Here is a 19,885-nt window from a genome sequence, read left to right as displayed (position 1 = left end):
TCCCCCCTCAGTCGCTCCCTCCTCCGTCCCTCCCTCCTCCGTCCGTCCGACTGATCAGGTCAGGGGCGGTACGAGGCCCGTCGCGCCGTCGACATCACCTGTCGGCCGTCCGCCTCGCTCAGGCGGCCCGCCGCCGTCCAGCTTCGTACCGTCGACTCGACCACATCGAGCAGCGCGCGCTTGGTGGCGAAGGGCGCGGCGGACCAGATCGCGTCCAGGAGCGTCGTACCGTCCGGGGCGTACGGGTTGGTGACGCCGGAGTCGAGCGTGCCGAACACCACGCGGGGCTCGGTGCGTTGGACGTAGGCGTGGGTGGGGTCCTCGGTGCCCTCGGCGAAGGGGGCGAAGGTGATGCCGTCGGCTGTGGTGAAGTGCAGCGGCCTGCCGGGCACCGGGGTGAGGGCGGCCAGGAGGTCGCCGGAGAGCGCGGTGTCGCGATGGAGGGAGACCGGCAGGAAGGTACGGCGGGGGTCGCGGGCGACCAGGTTGACCGGGCCGTAGAACAGGGCCTGCGTCGCGGGGGCGTCCAGGGCCGGCTCGGTCCACAGTCGGAAGGGCACCTCGATACGGACCGTATCGCCGTCGCGCCAGGCGCGGGAGAGGGTGAAGTAGCTTCCGGGGCGGGGGGTTTCGGGTGCGGGGGCGCCATTCACGGTCACTTTCACGCCGTCCCGCGCCCACGCCGGTATGCGCAGCCGCAGGTCGAAGGAGGCGCGGCGTCCGCCGGTGGTGCCGATCGTGAGCGTTGTGCCCTGCTCCACCGGGAAGTCCGTCGTCTGCGTGACCGTGACACCACGGTCGGCCCAGGTCAGTGTGGACGGGCTGTAGAGGTTGACGTACAGCGCCGAGCCGTCCGCCTCCGCGAAGTACACCGAGTCCTGGTACTTGGTCGCGCTCTCCATCCCTGTGCCCTCGCAGCAGGTCGTCCCCGCCTTGGGCGTGTAGTCGCGTACATGCCCGGGCAGCAGCCCGATGAAGTACGTGACCAGCGGCTTCTCGGCGTCCGGCCGGTCCTGCTTCGAGCCCAGGACCTGGTTGTAGAGGGCGCGTTCGTAGTAGTCCATGTACTTCGGGTCGCGGTCGTGGAAGAACAGCGTCCGGCTCAGCTTCAGCATGTTGTACGCACAGCACGTCTCGGCGGTCGTGTCGTTCAGTGTGCCCGCGATGACACCGCGCCCCCGCCAGAACTCGGTGCTGCTGGTCCCGCCGATCCCGTACATCCGGTACGGCACGACCATGTCCCAGAAGTTGCGCGCCGACGCGAGATACCGGTCCTCGCCCGTCTCCTCGTACAGCCGGACCAGCCCCGTGAAGATCGGGATGTGCTGGTTGGCGTGCATGCCGTCGAGGATGTCGTCACCCGCCGCACACGCGTCGATCAGTCGGTCGAGGTCGAACAGCCTTGCCAGCGCGAGGTGTTCGGGCCGGTGCGTGAGCGCGTACAGATCGCAGATCGCCTCCACGATCCCGCCGAACTCACCGCTGGAGAAGATCCCCCACATCCGTTGCAGTGTGCTCGCGGGCAGCCGCGACAGCCGGAAGTACATCCAGTCGCAGAGCCCGGCGGCGAGATCCAGCGCGCGTGCGTCGTCGGTGTTGAGATACGCGTCGAGCAGGCCGCGCAGGATCTTGTGCGCGGTGTAGTATGGCGCCCACACCGCCGTGTAGTCCCCACTGGTCATCGACTCCAGCGCGATGAACTGCGTCTCGGGGTACGCCGCGAGAAAGCCGGGATGGCTCGGCGCACCCCAGGAACGGCGCAGGGTGGCGTGCAGGGCCCGGCCCGAGGCGTCGGCGAGAGTACTCCCGGACGTCTCGTCGAGACCGTACGAGGCGAGATCGCCCGCCCCGGCCGAGGACGCGGCGGCCGGAGCAACGGAGTTCAACTCAGCCACCTCGGCCGGTGACAGCGCCCGCGACCAGATGTTGACGTCGTCCAGCGCGCCCGCGAAGAGCGGGTCCGCCGGGTAATTCGACCGCCCGAGCCAGTTGTTGGCCGGGGCACCGAGGGAGCGCGGAGTGAGTGTCATCGCGGTGTTGCGCCCTACGGCGACACCGTCCACGTACAGAATCGCGGTGGTGCCGGAGAGTGTGACCGCGAGGTGGCTCCACCGGTCGAGCGGCAGCGGCGCGGTCCCGTTGACGGCCTGTTCGCCGCCCGCTCCGCCGGTCGTGAGCGCGAAGCGCGGTACGCCTGAGCCGTTGCGGGCGGCGAGGTAGAGATAGCGGGTGGTGCCGTCGCCGAAGTCGAACACCCGGGCCCAGGCGGCGTTGTGCGTGGGCCGCACCCAGGCGGAGAGGGTGACGGCGGGGGAGGCGCTCAGGACGGCGGACGGCAGATCGACGTACTGGTACGAGCCCCGGGCGTTCTCGATGGCCGTACCGCCACCTGCACTCGTACCCGCACCCGCACCCGCACTCGCACCCGCACTCGTACCCGCTGTGCTGGACCGGCCCGGTACGGAGAGTACGGTCGGCTCCCGCCGGAGCGCCTCGCGGACCTCGGTCAGCGCGCCGACGATCGCGCGGATCTTCTCGGCGTAGACGGCCTCGCCCGTACTCCCGTAGGACTGCGCGAGCATGCTGAGGAAGTGGCCGGTGTAGTGCCCGCGCAGATTGCCGTTGGCCTCGCCGTCGAGCCCCTCCCAGCCGCCGGGCGCGACCGCGCCGCGTGTGTCGAGCCCGGCGTTGGCGCGGAAGACCTGGAGGAGGCGGTCGGTGTCGTACCCCCGGCCGTAGTCGAGCATCAGCGCGCGCTTGGTGGCGAACACACCGGCACCGAGGGCGACGTCCTTGAGCGCGAAGGGGCGCAGGGCGGCGGGGGCGGAGCGGGGCGTGGCCGCCGAGGACCGTTCGGTGGCGAGGAGGGAGAGGCCGGGTGCCGTCGCGACCAGGGTCGCGGCGTGGAGGAAGACGCGTCGGTTGAGCGGCGGTGTCATGGCTGCCTCATTTCTGGCGGTGCGGGCCCAGTTCCGGCGTGCATGTGTGAGCTGCGTGCGTGCTGTACGACGACAACGTTCGTCATATCGAACAGAGTTCGGGGATCCGGCCGAACGTAGATCCTCGGAGAGGGACCGTCAACGGTGCCGGACGAACTCAGGCCGGACGAACTCGGGCCGTACGAGCGCAGGGCTCGGGTCCGGCAGCGGACGAATCCGGTCATCCGGCCGTACGGTCGTCACTTACGGTCCCGCTTGCCCTTGCGGGTCTTGAGCCCGGCGGCGGCGCGGATCTCGGCGGCGCGGCGGGCGGTGTCGACGAGGGTGCGCGTGGCGCCGACGGGACAGGGGCCGGTGGGGTCGCTCTCGTCGCTCACGCCGTCCGCCGTGCCGTCCGCCGTGCCGTCCGCCACGCCGTCCTCCGCGTCCATCTCCGTACGGCAGTCCACGCAGACGCCCCTGATCAGCTTCGCGGTCGTCTCGTCGTTGTCGCAGCCGACGCACATCATGACGACGCGGTCGACCCGTACGGTCCGCGCGGCGGCTGCGGTGGCCTGCGCGGCGAGCGTCCGCGCGCTGACGGGCTCGGGCGGCATCTTCGTCTCCAGCCGCTTGCGGGCGATCGCGGCGGGGCTGTGCAGCGGCGACGGCAGGCCGGAGGTCAGGGCAACGGTCAGCAGGTCCGGCGAGGCGCCCCGGTCCAGCCACGCGGCGGCGAGCCCCTCCAGTGCGGCGCACTCGGCGGCGGACAGGGTCATACGGGCGTCGGCGCGGCCCAGTTGGGCGAGGGTGAGGTACGCGAGGGAGCGGGCGGGAGGCGAGCCGGCGGGCGTGGCGGGCGCGGCGGGGGCGGCGGCAGGCGCGGCAGGCAGAGCCTCCTCGGAGGCGTCCACGTCCTCCCGGCCCACATCGGGGACCTCCCGAAGGCGCTCCCGCTCCCGCTGCTGCTCCCGCTCCCGCTCCGTAACGTCAACCCCGCACAGCCCCGTCACGAACGTCTTCCACCAGGCATCGTCCCTCGCCGTACGCGAGAAGTAAGTCCGGGTCACCCAGCGGAAACTGCTGTCCGCCAGCACCAAGTGCTCCTTGATCAGGCGCAGATGCCCGGCGTTGGAGAGCCGCCGCAGCGAGCTGGAGCACGCCTGCTGGCCGTAGGCGGCGATGTTCGCGGCGAGGGCCTTGTATCCGATGGCGGAGCCTTCGGGCAGCCGGTCGATGTACGTGGCGATGGCCGCTTCTCGCGGGCACAGGTGTGCGAAGTCGGCTTCACCGCGCGGAAGTTGTTCGGGCGCGGAGCGCTTGCCGTACCCCGGATTGGCTAAGGGGTGTGCGGGTGTGGGGAGGGCGGGGCTAAAGTCGGCGGCAGCCACGTTCATGTGCTCCTGTCTTTTCCTGTTCGACAGCCACACATGACCCGTAGGTCAGGCCCTGGTTCGGTGGTGACACACCGGCTGGGGCCGCTTTATGCGGCGGATGCCGCGAACGCTAGACCTTCACCACGTTACGTGGCAAGCCGACCACTGTTTGTCATATCACCTGCTCATGGCTGTCCCCTGGTGGTGTGAGGGGAGGGAGGGAGGTTCCCTCCACCTCCCAACCAAAGGAAGGGCTCGAAGCCCGGGACCCGGCCCCCGAGGCCCGGAGCCCGGGGCTCAAGTTCCGGAAGGAACCTCGACACCGAAGTGGTGCCGGCCCGCGACCGGTCGGCGAGGCTCCGAGAGCTGCTTCCCGTCCATGAATGGCCCGCTCCGCTGGACTGACGTCACCCCGGCCGGGGATGATCGGCGTCATGAGTACGGTCCTGCACGGAGTCCAGGTGATCCTCCGCCCGTCGACGTCGGCCGATATCCCGGCGCTGGCCGCGATCCGGTCCACACCGGAGGTGTACGCGCGATGGCGGGGCGGCGACGATCTGGTCGCCGCGGTGGCCGAGGACCTGGAGGATCCGGGGGCCCGGAGCTTCACGGTCGAGTACGGCGGCGAGGTGGCCGGCGCCATCCAGTGGGGCGCCGAGGAGGATCCCGACTACCGGCACGCCAGCATCGACGTCTATCTCGACCCGGCGGTACACGGCCGCGGCCTCGGCGCCGACGCCGTACGTACCCTGGCGCGCTATCTGATCGACGAGCACGGATACCGCCGCCTGGTGATCGACCCGGCCGCCGACAACGCCGCCGCCATCGGCTGCTACCGCAAGGTCGGCTTCCGCACGGTGGGCATCATGCGGCGGTACGAGCGGGGTCCGGACGGCAGCTGGCACGACGGACTGCTGATGGACCTGTTGGCGGAGGAGCTGAGCGCCGACTCCTGAACGCTCCTCCGCTGTGGTTGTCCCCACCGCCGAGGGGTGGCTCACCGGATGGGCAAGGGCATCGTTGCGCGACGATCGTGTGTCCCTGAAGACGACTTGAGTCAAAGGGGTAACAGTGGATCGTCCCGGAGAGCACGCTCTCGCGCGCCGCACGTTATTGGCCGGCACAGCGGCGGTTGGTGCGGGAACAGTGGTGTGGGGAAACACGGGGAAGGCCGCCGCGGACGGGCGGAGAGAGCCGGTGAGGCGGTCGGCGGTGGCCGCCGGCGTGGCCGCTGAGGTGGCTCCCGGTGTGGCCGCCGAAGTGGCGCTTCTGGAGCGCGAGCTGATCCAGCTCCGGCGGGACCTCCACCGGCACCCCGAGGCCCCCGGGCAGGAACAGCGTACGGCCGCTGTGGTGGCCCGGGAGCTGCGGGCGGCGGGGCTGGATGTCACCGCTGGAGTGGGCGGTCACGGAGTCGTCGGCGTACTGCGGGGCTCGCGTCCGGGCCGGACCGTTGCGTACCGGGCGGACATGGACGCTGTTCCGCCCCGGGACATCGTCGGGGGAGGTCCCGCGCCGGCCCATCTCTGCGGACACGACGTCCACACCACGGTGGGTATCGGCGTCGCGCGGGTTCTGGCGCGGCTGCGGCAGCGGCAGCGATGGAGCGGAACGGTGGTCTTCCTGTTCCAGCCCGCGGAGGAGACGCTGTCCGGAGCCCGCGCGCTGATCGACTCAGGTGTGCTGGAGCGCGAGTGCGTCGAGGAAATCCACGCGTTGCACTGCGGACCGTTCCCCGTAGGCCGGTTCGCGGTGACTCCGGGCTACGGCATGCCGGGCCAGGACAAGGCGGAAGTGACCCTCACCGGTCCTGACGCACTCGACGACGCGCGGCGCCTGGCCGTCGACATCGGCGCGCTCGCGACCGTGGCTCTGCCGCAGTCCCCGGCCGACCTGGAGCGGATCATCGCGCAGGCCCGGACGCCCGACGGGCCGCTGGCCCGGTTCGTGGCCGTACGGGCAGTAGCCCAGGAGGCCAAGGTGAGTGTGTCCTACCGCTGCTGGCCGCAGGAGCGGTACGCGGAGGTGCGCGAGAGCATTCGCCGCGTGGCCATGACCTACGCGGGGGCCGGGGTGCGCTTCCCCGCCGAGCCGTTCCCGGCCATGGTCTGCCCGGAACACGACGCCCGCCTGCTCGCCCGCCACCTGCGCCGTACCGTCGGCCGGGACATGGTCACCGAGCTCTGTGCCGCCTTCCCGCCCTTCAGCGGCGAGGACTTCGCCCTCTTCCTGGACCGGATCCCCGGTACGTACACCTTCCTCGGTGTCCAGGCCCCTGGCACACCCATCACCACGAGCTATCCGCACTACCCCGACTTCTCCCCGGACGAGCGCGCCATCGGCGTCGGCGTGCGGGCGATGGCGGGCTGGCTCGCGGAGCGCACCCACAGGAGCGCGGAGCACACCGGCGGACGGCCCCGGCCGGTACGGACCGGCCGATGACCTACGGGCGTTGCCAGCACACCCCTCCCGCTTGAGGCAGCTCAGTAAGCCTCCGGAAAGTCCGGCTGCTCGGGGCCGTGCGGGATGTCGATGCGCTCCTCGCCCGTGCGCAGCGCCCGCAGGATGACCCTGCCGACGTACTCGGGGCTGTGCGCGACCAGGCCGGGCCGTGGGCTCGTTCTGCCGTCCCGGAACATCCCGTCGCCGAATTCGGTCGCGGTGATGGACGGCAGAACGAGCGATACGTCGATGCCGTCGGCGGCGAGTTCCTTGCGTGCGACGGTACTGAGCATGTTCACCGCCGACTTGGACGCCGTGTAGGCACCGACCCCGGGCGGGGCGAGCACCGTCGTACCGGAGCTGATGTTGACGATCCGCCCGGCACCCCGGCGCCGCATCACGGGCAGTACCGCCTGGATCGCCGTGACGACACCGACGACGTTGAGTTCGAGCAGCCGGACGTACGCGACGGGATCGATGTCCTCCAGCCGGCCGTGGAAACTGGCCCCCGCGTTGTTGACCAGGCCGTCGACCCGGCCGTACCGCTGTACGGCGAGGTCCACCAGTGTGTGTACCTGGCCGGGATCGGTCATGTCGGTGGGGACGGGCAGGGCCCCGTCGAGTTCGGCGCTCAGGGCGGTCAGGCGGTCGGTGCGGCGGGCGGCCAGGACGGGCCGCGCGCCGGCCTGGTGCAGGAGGCGGGCGGTCGCCTCGCCGATGCCGGACGAGGCGCCCGTGACGATGACCACGCGGTCGGCCAGATCGGGGCCCGGGCCCGGGGTGGGGGCCGGGTTGGGGTTGGGGGCCGGGTTCGGATTCAGCTGTGCGTTCATGGGTTTCGCCTTCGTTGTGCTGCTGCGGAACCGGCAGGTCTCATGCGAAGTGGGTCGCGAACCAATCGAGCATGGGCTCAGGGCGGCGCTGGAACTCCAGGTAGCCGTCCCAACGGGCCGTTGTGCCCTCGATCCACTGGAGCTTCTTCCGGGTGCCCGGGATGTTGTCGAACATCGTCTGCACATCGCTCGGGTGCGTGAGCACATCGTCGCGTACCTGGTAGAGGAAAGTCGGTACGTTGACGCTCTTCGCCCAGTCGATCGGGCTTTTCCGCGCGAAGCCGATGCTCGTACGCATGATGATGAGCTCGTCGAGCCGGTCGATCTCGTCGGGGAGGCCGATCATGGCCAGCCGGCGCTGGAGGATGGTCTTCGCGGTCACCGGCTGAGGTCCGACAAGGCAGCGCACCCCGTGGAAGACCTCGGGGGACTGCGCCATCGCGGCGAAGGTCGAACTGCACCCCAGGCACCGGCTGAACAGACCGATCTTCATACGGCGCGTGTCGCGACGGGCGCGCACGTAGTTGAGTGAGCCGACGACATCGCGGGCCTCGTAGATGCCGCCGGAAGCGACCCCGCCGTTGGCGGCGCCGCTGTGGCCCAGATTCCGCAGGTCGTAGGTGAGCACGTTGTAGCCCGCGTCGTGGAGGATCTTGAGGTCCGGGGTGAAGTCGACCTCGAACCCGTTGCCGCTCGGCGCCCACAGCGAATGCCAGGGCTCCAGATGGGTGGGCAGCCCGGACCGGCTGAATCCCATGGGGTGGTTGGCGATGATCACCTTGTCGGATCCGGGCGCCGGGATGAACCAGCCCTCCAGCGGCACCCCGTCCTGGGCGGGGAAGGTGACGTCCTCGTAGTCGAGACCGTGCTCGGCGGGCGAGTGCAGGATCGGCGACCGCTGGGTGTGGCTGACCCCGTCGGCGAACTGCTTCAGCAGTGCCTCAGCGGCTTCGTCGGCGTCAGCGTCGGTGGCCTCGGTGACCTTGTCGGCGGCGGCGGCTCCTTGCGCACCGGCGAGCAGCGTCGTGGCGCCGAGGCCGAGGGCGGTGGCCGCGCCCACGGAGGTGTTGAGCATCTGTCGTCTGTTCAGGCGGTCGGCCATGGCTGCGTCTCCTGGTGGTCGGCGTAACCCCGAAGTGCCCGTGGAACACGAACTCCCTCTGTTTTCTGGCCAGTTGGCGTTCAGTGCCGGGAATGCCACCCAGTCAACACGGAGCCCCGGCACAGCAGAAGGACCGATCCGGGCGCCATTGATACCGTGAAGGTATGGGCGATCTCCAGGTCAGGCAGCTTCGCTATTTCGTGGCCGTAGCCGAGGAGTTGCACTTCGGACGGGCGGCACAGCGCCTGGACATGGCGCAGCCACCGCTGTCCCGGGCCATCCGGGACCTGGAGCGTCAGTTGGGCGTGCCGCTGCTGGAGCGCACCACGCGCCAGGTCGCGCTGACGCCCGCCGGGGAGGTGCTGCTCCGGGACGCCAGGACCGTACTCGACACCGTCGCCGCCGCAGTCCGGCGCGCCCAGCACGCCGGACAGGCCCGGCCCGCACTGCGGCTGGCGCTGAAGGCCGACTACGACGGCGGGCTGTTACCGCAGATCCTCGCCGCGTACCGGTGCGAGGCGGCGGCGCTCCCGGTGGAGCTGGTGCTGGTCGGGAGGGGCGAGCAACGGCCGGCGCTGTGCGACGGCCGCGCGGACATCGCGCTGCTGCCGCTCCCCGTTGAACGCCGTTATCCGGACGCCGACTTGGCCGCCGACTTGGCCGCCGACTTGGCCGCTGAATCGGCCGCTGAATCGGCCTCTGACCTGGCCGGCGACCTGGCCGTCGATCTGGACGTCGAACCGCTGTTGACCGAGCCCCGGTTGGTCGCCCTGGCGGCAACCGATCCGCTGGCCGCCCGCACCGGCCTGCGCCTGGCCGACCTGGCGGGCAGAACACTCCCCGACGGAACGCCTGCCGACCGGGACGGCGGACGCGGACGCGGAAGCGGAAGCGGCCGACAGCCGAGCCCGGGGCCCAGTCCGGGGCCCAGCCCGGGGCCCAGGCAGCTGGATCTGGCGCAGATCTTCAGCCTGGTCGAAGTGGGAAGCGTCATCTGGTTCCCGCCCGCCTCGGTCGCCCGCCGCCACCCCCGCCCCGGCATCGTCTACCGACCCGTCCACGACCTCCGGCCCCTGACCCTCGGCCTCGCCTGGCCCCGGGACTCCCGCTCCCCGGCCATCGCCGCCCTCGTAAGAACGGCCACCACCGTCGCGGAGGCCGCCCGCCGCACACACCCGGACGGCCGTCCCGTTCCCGGTACGCGGGCATAGCCGCGCTCCTGGCGGGGCTTTTGGCCGTACGAGTGGCTGCCCGGCCTACTTCCCGCTGTCCTCCGCGAGCGTGTGCGCGACAAGGGCGTTGGCGTGACCGTGCCCCAGCCCGTGCTCGGCTTTGAGCCAGGACACGAGTTCCATGTGCTTGGTCAGTGGCGAAGCGCGGATGTTCGCCTTCCACTCCGCGATCGGGCGGCCGTACTTCTTCTCGATCGAAGGGAAGTACGCGGCAGGGCCCCTGGCGGTTTCCGTCATCTCGGTATGTCCCATCTGGCATCTGGTGCTGAGCGATCCCGGGGTGGTGATGCGCTTCGCTTGTATGACCGGAGGCGACGGGCGAACTCATCGGTCTCGGCGAGCGCGGAAACCAGCGGCCGGCACCCGGCGGAAAACACGGCGAAAAGTTTTTTCGCCGACCTGACAACCCAACGGGCGTGCCATCCCGTTCTCACGCCCATGAAGCACTTCACAGCCCCCGGGGGCCCCTGGAGCCCACCGGCCGTCCGGTAGCTGACCGATCACCGCGAACCCTTCCGCGCTATCCCCTCACGATCAGAGAGATGTCCTGTACATGTCAAAGAAAACTTCTGTTCTCGCTTCCGCCGTTCTGGCCGCTGTCCTCTTCCCCCTGCTGACCGCCTGCGGCGGCGACTCCGACAGCGCCTCGGCCAACACGAAGACCGGCGCGAAGTCGGGCTCGAACGCGGATGCCGGCTCCGGCTCCGTGGACGAGAAGCAGGAGCAGCGGGTGAAGGACAACGATGCCTACGAGAATCTGCTCACCGACTGCATGAAGAAGGCCGGCTTCGAGTACACCCCGACCCTCGGTGACATCTACGCCCCCAGCACCGCGTTCGCGGCGATCTCGGGCGCGGACTACGAGCTGGCCAAGAAGTACCGGCAGAAGTACGGCTTCGGCGGCAGCTACGCATCCCTCGTGTACCCGAACGACGGCGAGCTGAAGTCCGCGGGGGCGACCGAGGAGAGCCCCAACGCGGCGTACCAGGCGAGTCTCACCGAAAGCCAGAAGGACGCCTACATGGTCGCCCGGTCCGGGAAGGACTGGGCGACGGACAACGGCCGGCCGAAGGGGTGTGAGGGATCCGCCCGCGCCGAGGTGTACGGGTCGGACGCGGACGTCGACGCGAAGGAGAAGGCGGAGCAGGAGGCCGACAAGGCCAACGAGCTGAAGCTGAACGGCGATTCCGAGCTGGTCGAGCTGGCCCAGACGTACGCGTCCTGCCTCACCAAGGAGGGGATGGAGCCGTCCAACACCCAGCCGACCGCGATCGGTGACGAACTGCGGCTCAATGGTGGCGGTGGGGCCGCTGCCGCCGGCGGGCCCGCTGCCGTCGGCGAGGAGAAGTCCGTGGACGAGGCCAAGAGCCTCCTCACGAAGGAGATCGAGACCGCTCTGAAGGATCTGGAGTGCGGTAAGGCCTTCCGGGCCGCCTACTTCCCGAAGTTCAAGGAGAACCCCACCTACGGCGGCGGCAGCGGCGGCGTCGGCTGACAACACCCGGTCGGGCGCCACCCCGCCCACCTCCACTCACCACCTCCACTCACCACCCTCTTCACCACCACCACTACCCACAACACCGGCGGAGACAAAGACTGATGGCCAGGCGCAGCAGTGACGGAGAAGGCGGCTCCCGCCGTAAGAAGGGCGGCGGCGGGGGCAGCACCAGCCGCCGGAAGCTGGGAGTGGTGGTCGGCGTGATCGTGCTGGTCGGCGCGGGCGGCTGGTTCGCCGGTACGCAGGTGAAGTCCCCGGCCGACGCCGCCTCCGGGCACACGCCCCCGAAGGCCGGACCGGTGTCGGTGGCGGTCGAGGAGCGCGACCTCACCGCGACCGTGGTGGCGAACGGAACCGTCGAATTCGCCTCTCCGCAGACCCTCAGCCTGGCCGGCCAGGTCGGCACCGGCGGCGGCGCGGGCGACGACACCGTCGAGCAGCGGGTCACCAAGGCACCCTCCACCGGCACCGTGCTGAAGGAGGGGGACGTACTGATGTCGGTGAGCGGCCGGCCGGTGCTCGTACTGGCCGGGACGGTCCCGATGTACCGCTCGATCGTGCCCGGCACCAAAGGGGAGGACGTCACCCAGCTCCAGGGCGCGCTGAAGCGGATCGGCTACTTCCAAGGGGCGCCGAGCGGTACGTATCTGTCGGTGACGGCCGAGGCGGTCACGCAGTGGTACAAGGCCAGGGGCTTCGAGGCACAGGCGCCGACCGAGGCCGACAAGCAGCAGCTGACGACACTTCAGCAGGCCGTCAACGCCGCCCAGTTGGCCCTGATCGCCGCGAAGGCGTCCGATGCGGAGAAGAAGACCAAGGAACTGGAGATGAAGCAGGCCCAACTTGGCCTGGACTCAGCCAACTCGGCGCTCTCCAGCTTCAACGCGTCCTACGGCACCAAGATCCCGGCGGGTGAGGTGATCTTCCTTCCCAAGCTGCCGGTACGCATCGACAAGGTGAAGGTGAAGGCCGGTGACGCCCCCGCCGGCGAACTGGGCACGGTGACCGGCTCCGAGCTGATGGTCCAGGCCGTGGTGCCTGGCGCCGACGCCCTGCTGCTGAAGAAGGGCATGACGGTGGACATCGAGGCCCAGGGCAAGTCGGCGGAGGGCAAGCTGGAGGCGATCGGCGACGACGCCAAGCCGACCACCGGCGAGGACAGCGGCGGCGGTTCCGGCGCCGGCACCGGAACCGACTCGACGGGCGGCTCGACGGGCGGCACGGGCACCGGCTCTTCGGGCGGTACGTCCGGCGACTCGGGCCCGGCGCAGCTGCGGATATCGGTGTCCGACACGGACCTGCTGAAGGACTCCGCGGGCTCCTCCGTACGGGTGACGATCAAGGTCGGATCCTCGGACGGTACGGTGCTGACGGTGCCGGTCGCCGCGGTCCGCACCGCGGAGGGCGGCGGGACGCGCGTCAAGGTCGAACGTGACGGCAAGGTGGTGGAGGTGAGCGTCACCACGGGCATCTCGGCCGGCGGCTTCGTCGAGGTCAAGGCGGCCGGAGGTGCCCTGAAGAAGGGCGACCGCGTGGTGGTGGGCAAGTGACTTTTCCAGTGGACGCGAGTTCCGCCACGACGGCCGACGGGCCCGCACGGGACGCCCACGACCCCGCACGGGAAGCCCACGACCCCGCTCCGGCCGACACCGTCATCCGGTTGACCGGTGTGGAGCGCTCCTTCCCCACTGACCCACCGGTGTACGCCCTGCGCGACGTGAACCTGACGGTCGGCCGGGGCCGTCACGTGTCGATCGTCGGGCCGTCCGGCTCCGGCAAGTCGACGCTGCTCAACACACTGGGGCTGCTGGACAGGCCCACCTCGGGCTCGTACCTGCTGGACGGGGTGGAGACCACCGGGCTCGGCGACCTGGAGCGCACCTCGCTGCGCGGCAGCCGGATCGGCTTCGTCTTCCAGTCCTTCCATCTGCTGCCGTACCGGACGGTGGACGAGAACGTGATGATGGCCGAGACCTACCGCCGCCCCCGCCCCGGACGCGGGCGCGCCGGTCGCCGGGAGCGGGCCAGGGAGGCGCTGGACCGGGTCGGGCTCGGGCACCGCTCGGGCTTCCGCCCGGACCGGCTCTCCGGCGGCGAACGCCAGCGCGTCGCCATCGCCCGCGCGCTGATCAGCGATCCGGCGCTGCTGCTGTGCGACGAGCCCACCGGCAACCTGGACAGCGAGAACACCCTCTCGGTGCTGGAACTCTTCGACGACCTGTGCGCGCAGGGGATGACCCTGGTGGTGATCACCCACGACGAGTCGGTGAGCAGGCGCGCCGAGATGCGGGTGCGGATCACGGACGGCCGTCTCACCGTGGAGGGCCGATGAACGCCGCTGAACGCACCACGGAAGTCACAGAGGTAACAGAAGTAACGGAGGGCACGGAGGCCACAGAGGTCATAGACGTCATCGCGTCTCCCACCTCCCCCGCGTCCCCCGCCTCCGGTCAGCGCCCGTCGGCCACCGGCGGCCGTAAGGACAGGCGCAGATGGACGCGCCTCGGCATCGAGCGCCCGTGGATGGACCCCCGGGATCTGTGGCTGGAGTCGCTGGCCGGCGTCATGGCCCGGCCCATGCGTTCGGCGCTGACCACCCTGGGCACGGTGCTGGGCATCACCACGCTGGTCATCACCATCGGTGTGGCGGCGACCGCCGGCAACCAGATCGTCGGCCGGTTCGACGCCCTCACCGCCACCTCGGTCGCCGTTACGGTGCCACCCCCGCCGCCCGGCGCGGAGTCCGTACCGCTGGTGCCCTGGAGCGGACCCGAGGAGGTCGAGCGCCTCAGCGGCGTCGAGTCGGCCGCCGCGCTGGGCACCTCCGACAAGACCGCCAACATCCGCGTCCGGGCCTCCGAGCTGGTGTCCCCGGGCGTCACCAACGGCACCACCCTCGCCGTGACCGCCTCGACCGCGAACCTGCCGGCGGCCGTACGGGGCGAGATGACCGTGGGCCGGTTCTTCGACGCCGGTGACATCGCCGGCCGCGACCGGGTCGTCGTCCTCGGCGATCAGGCGGCCAAGCTGCTGGGCATCACCTCGGTGGAGGATTCCCCCGCCGTGTTCTTCGAGGACCAGTCCTACACGGTCATCGGCATCCTCGGCGGAATCCGGCGCGAGCAGCAGCTCTCCACCTCGGTGATCGTCCCGTACACCACCGCCGGGGAGCGGCTGGGGCTGGCGAACGTCAGCCGGGTCCTGGTGAACACCGAGCTGGGCGCGGCCCAGCAGGTCGCCAGGCAGGCACCGATCGCGCTCTCCCCCGGGCACGAGAGCTCGCTCTCCGTACAGTCGCCGGCCGACCTGTCCAAGGCGAAGGAGAATGTGCAGGGCGACGTCAACGGCCTCTTCCTGGTGCTGGGGCTGGTCTCCCTCATCGTGGGAGCCATCGGCATCGCCAACGTCACCCTGGTGACGGTGATGGAGCGGGTCGGGGAGATCGGCCTGCGCAGGGCGCTGGGCGCCACGCGGCGGCAGATCGCCTTCCAGTTCCTGCTGGAGTCGACGACGATCGGTCTGCTGGGCGGCATCATCGGCGCCGTGGCGGGCATTGTGATCGTGGTCGGTGTGTCCATCACCAAGGAGTGGACCCCGGTCCTCGACCTGCGGCTCGCGGTGGGCGCGCCGGTCGCGGGCGCGGTGGTCGGGCTGCTCGCCGGGCTCTACCCGTCACTCCGGGCGGCCCGGATGGAACCGGTGGACGCGCTGCGCGGTCCGGCATGATGAAGGTCCGGCGTGATGAGAGTCCAGGGCGACGACCGTTCAGGGCGATGAGAGTCCAGGGCGATGAGCGTCGTGCGTGATGAACCGGGACATCCGGCCGCCACCGTAAGGAAGTTCCCGAGAAAATCCTGTGAACCTGACAACCTCCCGGCCCGGCCATTCCGTTGACCTCCGCATGACGCACTCCGCACCGCCCGGCGCCGGGCATCCCGTGCCCCGCCGCTTCCCGTCGCGCGCCACCGACGTGCCGGGCGGTGAGGGCTGTTGAGCCGGAGTGCGGCGGAGCTGGAGGCCTCGTTCGAGGAGTTCGCGCGCTCGCGTCAGCGGCAGCTGCGCCGGGCCGCCTATCTGCTCTGCGGTGACTGGCACCTGGCCGAGGACCTGACCCAGGCCGCGCTGGCGAAGGTCTTCGCGGTGTGGCGCAGGGTGGAGCGGACGGAAGCCCCGGACGCGTACACCCGTAAGGTGCTGTACCGGACGTTCGTGGACGAGACCCGCCGGCAGCGCTGGTGGGAGCGGCCCGGGGCGCACCAGTACGACGTGGTGGCCGCGCCCCAGGACTCGGAGCTGCGGCTGACACTGCTCAACGCGCTGCGCCAACTGCCCGCACGCAGCAGGGCGGTGCTCGTACTGCGCTTCTGGGAGGACCAGAGTGTGGAGGAGACGGCGGCGGCCCTGGGCTGCACCACCGGCACGGTGAAGAGCCAGACTTCCCGGGGGCTGGCCGCACTGCGCCGGATCCTCGGCGACACCCCCCTGGACAGGGAGTCGCACGTCACCAGCTACACAACGGCGGAGTGGTAAGGATGAAGCAGGTAAACGGGAACAACCGGAATGATCGCGAAAGCCGTGATGAGGACGGCGGCGTGGGCGGCCCGGGCGACCCGAGCGGCCGGGGTGGCCCGGGCGGCGACGGAGGCGGACTCGCGCGGGCGCTGGGGCGGCTGGACGACGACTCAGAACCGCCCATGCCCGACCTGGTCAGGGCCTCGATCAACCAGGGCTACCGGATCCGCCACCGCCGCCGGGTCTCCACCGCGATCGGTTCGACCGTAGCGGTGTTGGTGCTGGCGGGCGGCGCCATGACCCTGCCCTCGATGATCAGCGGCCTCCGCCCCGCCGACGGCGCCGCGAACCCGCTGGGTCCCGCCACGGTGCCGGGCCCCACCACGATGCCCGGGATCCGGTACCCCACCACTTCGGTGCTGCGCGCGGCCGACCTGGACATCGCCCTGGATGTCGCGGAGGCGAAACCGGGCGATCCGCTCGTACCGGGCCGCTACTTCCGGCTGGCCGGGCCCGCGGCACCCGACGGCTTCCTGCTCTACGCCGCCGTCTTCCCGACGGTCACGACGAGCCGGAGCGCGAGGGAGGCCCTGGCGGCGGGCACGTGCGTGAACCTCGCCGGCCGGCTGATCACCACGCCCTGGAGCGACCACGCGCAGTGTGTGGGGACCGCCACCCGGTGGAAGGACGGCGACCAGATGCTGTCCTTCACGGTGACGGACCAGCCGGCGGCGGCGGGCACGGAGGCCGTACCCGATTCCGTCGCCGATTCCGTCGCCGATTCCGTCCCCGAATCCGAAGCCGGTTTCGCCGCCGGTTCCGCCGCCGAATCCGTCGCCGATTCCGTCGCCGATTCCGTCGCTGGTCACACGGCTGTCGGGGCGACCTACTTGACGAAGGACGGCTGGACGATCCAGGTGGTGGCCGGCGCCCTGGACCGTACCTCCCCGGCTTCCCCCAGCACGGCCGTCCCCTCCCCGCTCTCCCCGGCCTCCCCCGTACGCTCCGGCCTGCCCCAGACGGAGGCCACGCCCGAGGGGAACGGAACCCGGACCGGGCCCGAGCCGGCGGCCTCGGGCGGGGAGGCCGACCTGCTGGGGAAGCTGGTCATCGACCTGGCCGGCAGCGAGCGGTTCCTCGATCTGGTCCTGGAGCGGACCGACTGACCCTGGAGGTGGCGCGGCCGGCGCGTGGGTCAGGCGACCGGCTCCCAGACGGGCAGCCAGATGTCATTGGAGGCGCCCGCGCAGGTGTACTGGATCAACGCGTTGCCCTTGCCGACGCCTCCGGCGACGTTCAGGCACTTGTTGCTGGACTTGACCACGAGCTCGTAGCCCTTGCCCGTGGGCACGAACTTCCACTGCTCGTTGTTGGCGTTGCCGCAGGTCCACTGAATGACCTCGGCGCCGTTCGCGGTGCCGCCGCCCTTGACGTTCAGACACTTGCCGCTCTCCAGGGACTCGAAGCGGTAGTACCCGCCGCCCATCGACGTGGCGTCCCACCGCTCGTTGGCGGTCCGGGACAGCGGCCACTGGATGATCGGCGTACCGTTCGCGCTGCCGCCGCCCTTGACGTTGGCGACCTGGCCGGGGTCGGACGCGAGGCGCAGAGTCAGCCGGCTCACCTGCACAGAGCGGGCCGTATCGGCGGGACCGCTTGCGGCCGTCCCGGCCGTCTCGGGTGATGCGGCCGATGCGGCCGGTCCCGAGGACGCGAAGAGCGCCGCTCCCACTGCTGCCGTCGCCGCTGCCGCCGCCATGTACCGCTTGAATCCCGACATGTTCGCTCCCGCTCGTCGATTGTCCGTAAGGCTCCGGGCCGGTCCCTCCCGGCCGAGGGAGAGACTTCCGGAGCATTGCCGACCAGAAGAAGAGAAATGGCGCTAAACCGCTCGTTCGTGGGGCGATCATTCCGCAACTCGGGTGAATCGGCGGAGAGATTGTCGTGAGGGGAGAAGCGCGCTCCCCTCACGACAGGCGGCGGTCGACGGTTGGCGGTCGGCGGTCGGCGGCTGGTCCTACTCGAAGAACCTCAGGCCGGCGCCGGTGTTGCTGGTGGCGCCGGGGACGTTGGCGCGGGTGTACGTGGTGCTGCCCCACCAGACGAACGTGCCGTTCCGCCACTGCCGGGCGGACCAGGAGTAGGGCGTCCCCTTGGGTACCGCGTGGTACACGAAGGGGGCCCGTGGGCCGGCCGGCGGGCTGTTGTCGATGTCGCCGTTGACGAGGGCGAAGCTGTTGCTGCCGGGCCCGTCGACCTTCGAGGTGGCGGGCCAGCCGTTCATCATGGTGTCGGGATTGGAGCCGAACAGGCAGCCGTTGGACTTGTACCAGTCCCATACGTATGTGGGGTCGCCACCCTGGCGCAGACGCAGTTCGCCGATGCAGTACTGGTCGCTCCAGGAGCCGTTGGCCGAGTACACGATGTGCAGCAGGCCCTCGGGGTCCTTGAGCGGAATCGGCGCTTCGTTGATGTACGGGTTGCCGACCTTGCGCTCCCAGCTCTCGCGGGGCTGGGAGATGATGTAGCGGGAGCCGGTCGGGGTGGTCGGGCCGCTCATCTTGACGATGTAGAGGTTCTGCTCCGTGCCGTTGGTGGCCTTGGACCAGCCGGACCACACCATCCAGAGCTGGTTGTTGTACCGGAAGACCGAGCCGTCGATCGCCCACATGTCGTCCGGCAGCGCGAGCTTCGTCTCGGCCCCGTAGCCCGTGTCGGGCGAGTCCGAGCTGATGACGTACATACGGTGCGCCGCGCTCTGGCCGCCCGTGAAGTACACGTAGTACTTGCTGCCGATCTTCACGAGCTTCGGCGCCCAGATGTCACCGATCCCCGGATCGGTCCAGATCGTCCTGGACGCGACATCGGCCAGTCCGGCGAGGCTGGAAGCGGAACGGACGGCGATCCCGCCCCCGACCGTCTTCACCGCGTGGTAGGTGTCGCCCACCTTGATCACACTGGGGTCCGCACCGGGGACGTAGGTGTCGGCGGCGAGTTCGAAGTCCGAGCCGGCGGCGGTCGCGGCCGGCGCTGACGCCGAGGCCGACGTGGCGTCCGGGGTGGGCTGATGGAAGGCGAAGGTCGCCGCTATCGCGGTGGCCGTGAGGACAGACGCCATTAAAAGGGCGCGTAGGGGTGTTGCTTTCGGTCTGCGTGGCATGGTCATGATCCCTGCCTAAATGTTCACGCGACGGAGAGGCGACAGGTGTTCGAAGGGCACCGCAATAGAAGCGAAGAGGAGATGGTCGCGCAAGGAGTTGCGCGAAGTGTTGAACAGACCGATGCTCAGTCAACGGCTTTGGCACACAAGGGAATTGGGGGGGGGGGAGGCGGAGGAGGCGCGGGCCGGGGGTTCGTCGGGGTGGCGGGGGTTGTTGGGAAGGGGGCCGCCCCTCCTGGTGTGAGTGTCGCGTCTCCGTGACAGGTGTAAAGGGCGCTCCTGCGTCGCGTCGCTGCGCGATGACCTTCGGTCACCCTTGACTCCTGTCCCGGAGTCGCAAGTGCGGCTTTTCGGGAGGGGCGGCCGGTGGGAGGGGGTTGCCCGGGGGACCGGATGTTCTGCCGGTCGGCTCAGGGTCCGGCGGCCCGGCGGACCCTGCGGGGCTGCGCGGTAGTGGAGTGGGGTGACTCGGCCCCGTCTCGGCGGCCGGCGGTCTGCTGCTGGTTGCGATTCATGCCCCGCTGGTCGCCGTGGAGTGGGAGTAGAGGCTGCTGGGACTCGTGTGGCGGTAAGTGGGCTCCCGGAGGCGGTCTTTGCCTCCAGAAGGGCGTCTAATGCACCTCAGGACACATGTGCCGCCTGGAGTGACTCCCAACCGCCCGCCAAACTACCCCATATGGGACATGTCGGCGGGTGGCGGGGGGCTTGATCCCGACGACGGTGACGTTGCGGCCGTCTGGCGGGCCGGAAGTGGCTCTAGCGTCACACTCCCTGCTCTCGGGCACCGCCCGGAGACCCCCCGTCCGGCCCGA

The 19,885-nt window shown here is 70.3% G+C and carries 16 protein-coding genes; 9 read left to right on the top strand and 7 right to left on the bottom strand.

Translation table 11 applies throughout. From position 1 onward, the window contains the following. Window positions 1–59 precede the first annotated feature (59 nt). Together AB0389_RS16380 and AB0389_RS16375 are read right to left on the bottom strand one after the other, a co-directional pair. Window positions 60–2,939: a beta-L-arabinofuranosidase domain-containing protein gene (locus AB0389_RS16380; protein ID WP_366396060.1), complete on the bottom strand. Its 2,880-nt coding sequence runs from the start codon at window positions 2,937–2,939 to the stop codon at window positions 60–62. Window positions 2,940–3,178: 239 nt separating this feature from the next. Then, window positions 3,179–4,315 (bottom strand): hypothetical protein, encoded by a 1,137-nt coding sequence (locus AB0389_RS16375; protein ID WP_366396059.1) that lies wholly within the window; start codon window positions 4,313–4,315, stop codon window positions 3,179–3,181. Between the two features lie 413 nt (window positions 4,316–4,728). Here AB0389_RS16375 and AB0389_RS16370 point away from each other — a divergent pair, with 413 nt between their 5' ends. After that, window positions 4,729–5,250 (top strand): GNAT family protein, encoded by a 522-nt coding sequence (locus AB0389_RS16370; RefSeq protein ID WP_366396058.1) that lies wholly within the window; start codon window positions 4,729–4,731, stop codon window positions 5,248–5,250. Between the two features lie 292 nt (window positions 5,251–5,542). After that, window positions 5,543–6,736 carry an amidohydrolase gene (locus AB0389_RS16365; protein WP_366396057.1) on the top strand — a complete coding sequence of 398 codons (1,194 nt, stop codon included), beginning with the start codon at window positions 5,543–5,545 and terminating at the stop codon, window positions 6,734–6,736. A 41-nt stretch (window positions 6,737–6,777) separates the two neighbouring features. Here the strand turns inward: AB0389_RS16365 and AB0389_RS16360 are convergent, their stop codons facing one another. Then, a complete protein-coding gene (locus tag AB0389_RS16360; protein ID WP_366396056.1) occupies window positions 6,778–7,569 on the bottom strand; it encodes an SDR family oxidoreductase in 792 nt (263 codons plus the stop codon). 40 nt (window positions 7,570–7,609) lie between these two features. Further along, window positions 7,610–8,671, bottom strand: a complete 1,062-nt coding sequence (locus AB0389_RS16355; protein ID WP_366396055.1) for an alpha/beta hydrolase — start codon at window positions 8,669–8,671, stop codon at window positions 7,610–7,612. Between the two features lie 164 nt (window positions 8,672–8,835). Here AB0389_RS16355 and AB0389_RS16350 point away from each other — a divergent pair, with 164 nt between their 5' ends. Further along, window positions 8,836–9,882, top strand: coding sequence for a LysR family transcriptional regulator (locus AB0389_RS16350; RefSeq protein ID WP_366396054.1), 1,047 nt, complete (start codon window positions 8,836–8,838; stop codon window positions 9,880–9,882). A 45-nt stretch (window positions 9,883–9,927) separates the two neighbouring features. Here the strand turns inward: AB0389_RS16350 and AB0389_RS16345 are convergent, their stop codons facing one another. Then, window positions 9,928–10,140, bottom strand: a complete 213-nt coding sequence (locus AB0389_RS16345; protein WP_366396076.1) for a DUF4287 domain-containing protein — start codon at window positions 10,138–10,140, stop codon at window positions 9,928–9,930. Between the two features lie 316 nt (window positions 10,141–10,456). Here AB0389_RS16345 and AB0389_RS16340 point away from each other — a divergent pair, with 316 nt between their 5' ends. From AB0389_RS16340 to AB0389_RS16315, 6 genes are all read left to right on the top strand, one after another. Then, entirely contained in the window at window positions 10,457–11,398 is a 942-nt protein-coding gene (locus tag AB0389_RS16340) for a hypothetical protein (RefSeq protein ID WP_366396053.1), read from the top strand. Between the two features lie 104 nt (window positions 11,399–11,502). Next, entirely contained in the window at window positions 11,503–12,951 is a 1,449-nt protein-coding gene (locus tag AB0389_RS16335; protein ID WP_366396052.1) for a peptidoglycan-binding protein, read from the top strand. 104 nt (window positions 12,952–13,055) lie between these two features. Continuing rightward, entirely contained in the window at window positions 13,056–13,733 is a 678-nt protein-coding gene (locus AB0389_RS16330) for an ABC transporter ATP-binding protein (protein ID WP_366396075.1), read from the top strand. Next, a complete protein-coding gene (locus tag AB0389_RS16325; protein ID WP_366396051.1) occupies window positions 13,730–15,127 on the top strand; it encodes an ABC transporter permease in 1,398 nt (465 codons plus the stop codon). The genes AB0389_RS16330 and AB0389_RS16325 overlap by 4 nt, the downstream gene beginning before the upstream one ends. A 264-nt stretch (window positions 15,128–15,391) precedes the next feature. Further along, on the top strand, window positions 15,392–15,931 hold the full coding sequence (locus AB0389_RS16320; protein ID WP_366396050.1) for a SigE family RNA polymerase sigma factor: 540 nt from the start codon (window positions 15,392–15,394) through the stop codon (window positions 15,929–15,931). A 62-nt stretch (window positions 15,932–15,993) separates the two neighbouring features. Further along, window positions 15,994–17,079 (top strand): hypothetical protein, encoded by a 1,086-nt coding sequence (locus AB0389_RS16315; protein ID WP_366396049.1) that lies wholly within the window; start codon window positions 15,994–15,996, stop codon window positions 17,077–17,079. A gap of 29 nt (window positions 17,080–17,108) precedes the next feature. Here AB0389_RS16315 and AB0389_RS16310 read toward each other — a convergent pair whose 3' ends face one another. Continuing rightward, on the bottom strand, window positions 17,109–17,693 hold the full coding sequence (locus AB0389_RS16310) for an RICIN domain-containing protein (RefSeq protein WP_366396048.1): 585 nt from the start codon (window positions 17,691–17,693) through the stop codon (window positions 17,109–17,111). Between the two features lie 237 nt (window positions 17,694–17,930). Next, a complete protein-coding gene (locus AB0389_RS16305; RefSeq protein ID WP_366396047.1) occupies window positions 17,931–19,031 on the bottom strand; it encodes a glycoside hydrolase family 43 protein in 1,101 nt (366 codons plus the stop codon). Between the last annotated feature and the right edge of the window lie 854 nt (window positions 19,032–19,885).

This window comes from Streptomyces sp. NPDC093109, assembly GCF_040701725.1.
In the GTDB taxonomy this organism is placed as follows: domain Bacteria; phylum Actinomycetota; class Actinomycetes; order Streptomycetales; family Streptomycetaceae; genus Streptomyces.
This window is presented reverse-complemented; position numbering and strand designations above follow the sequence as displayed.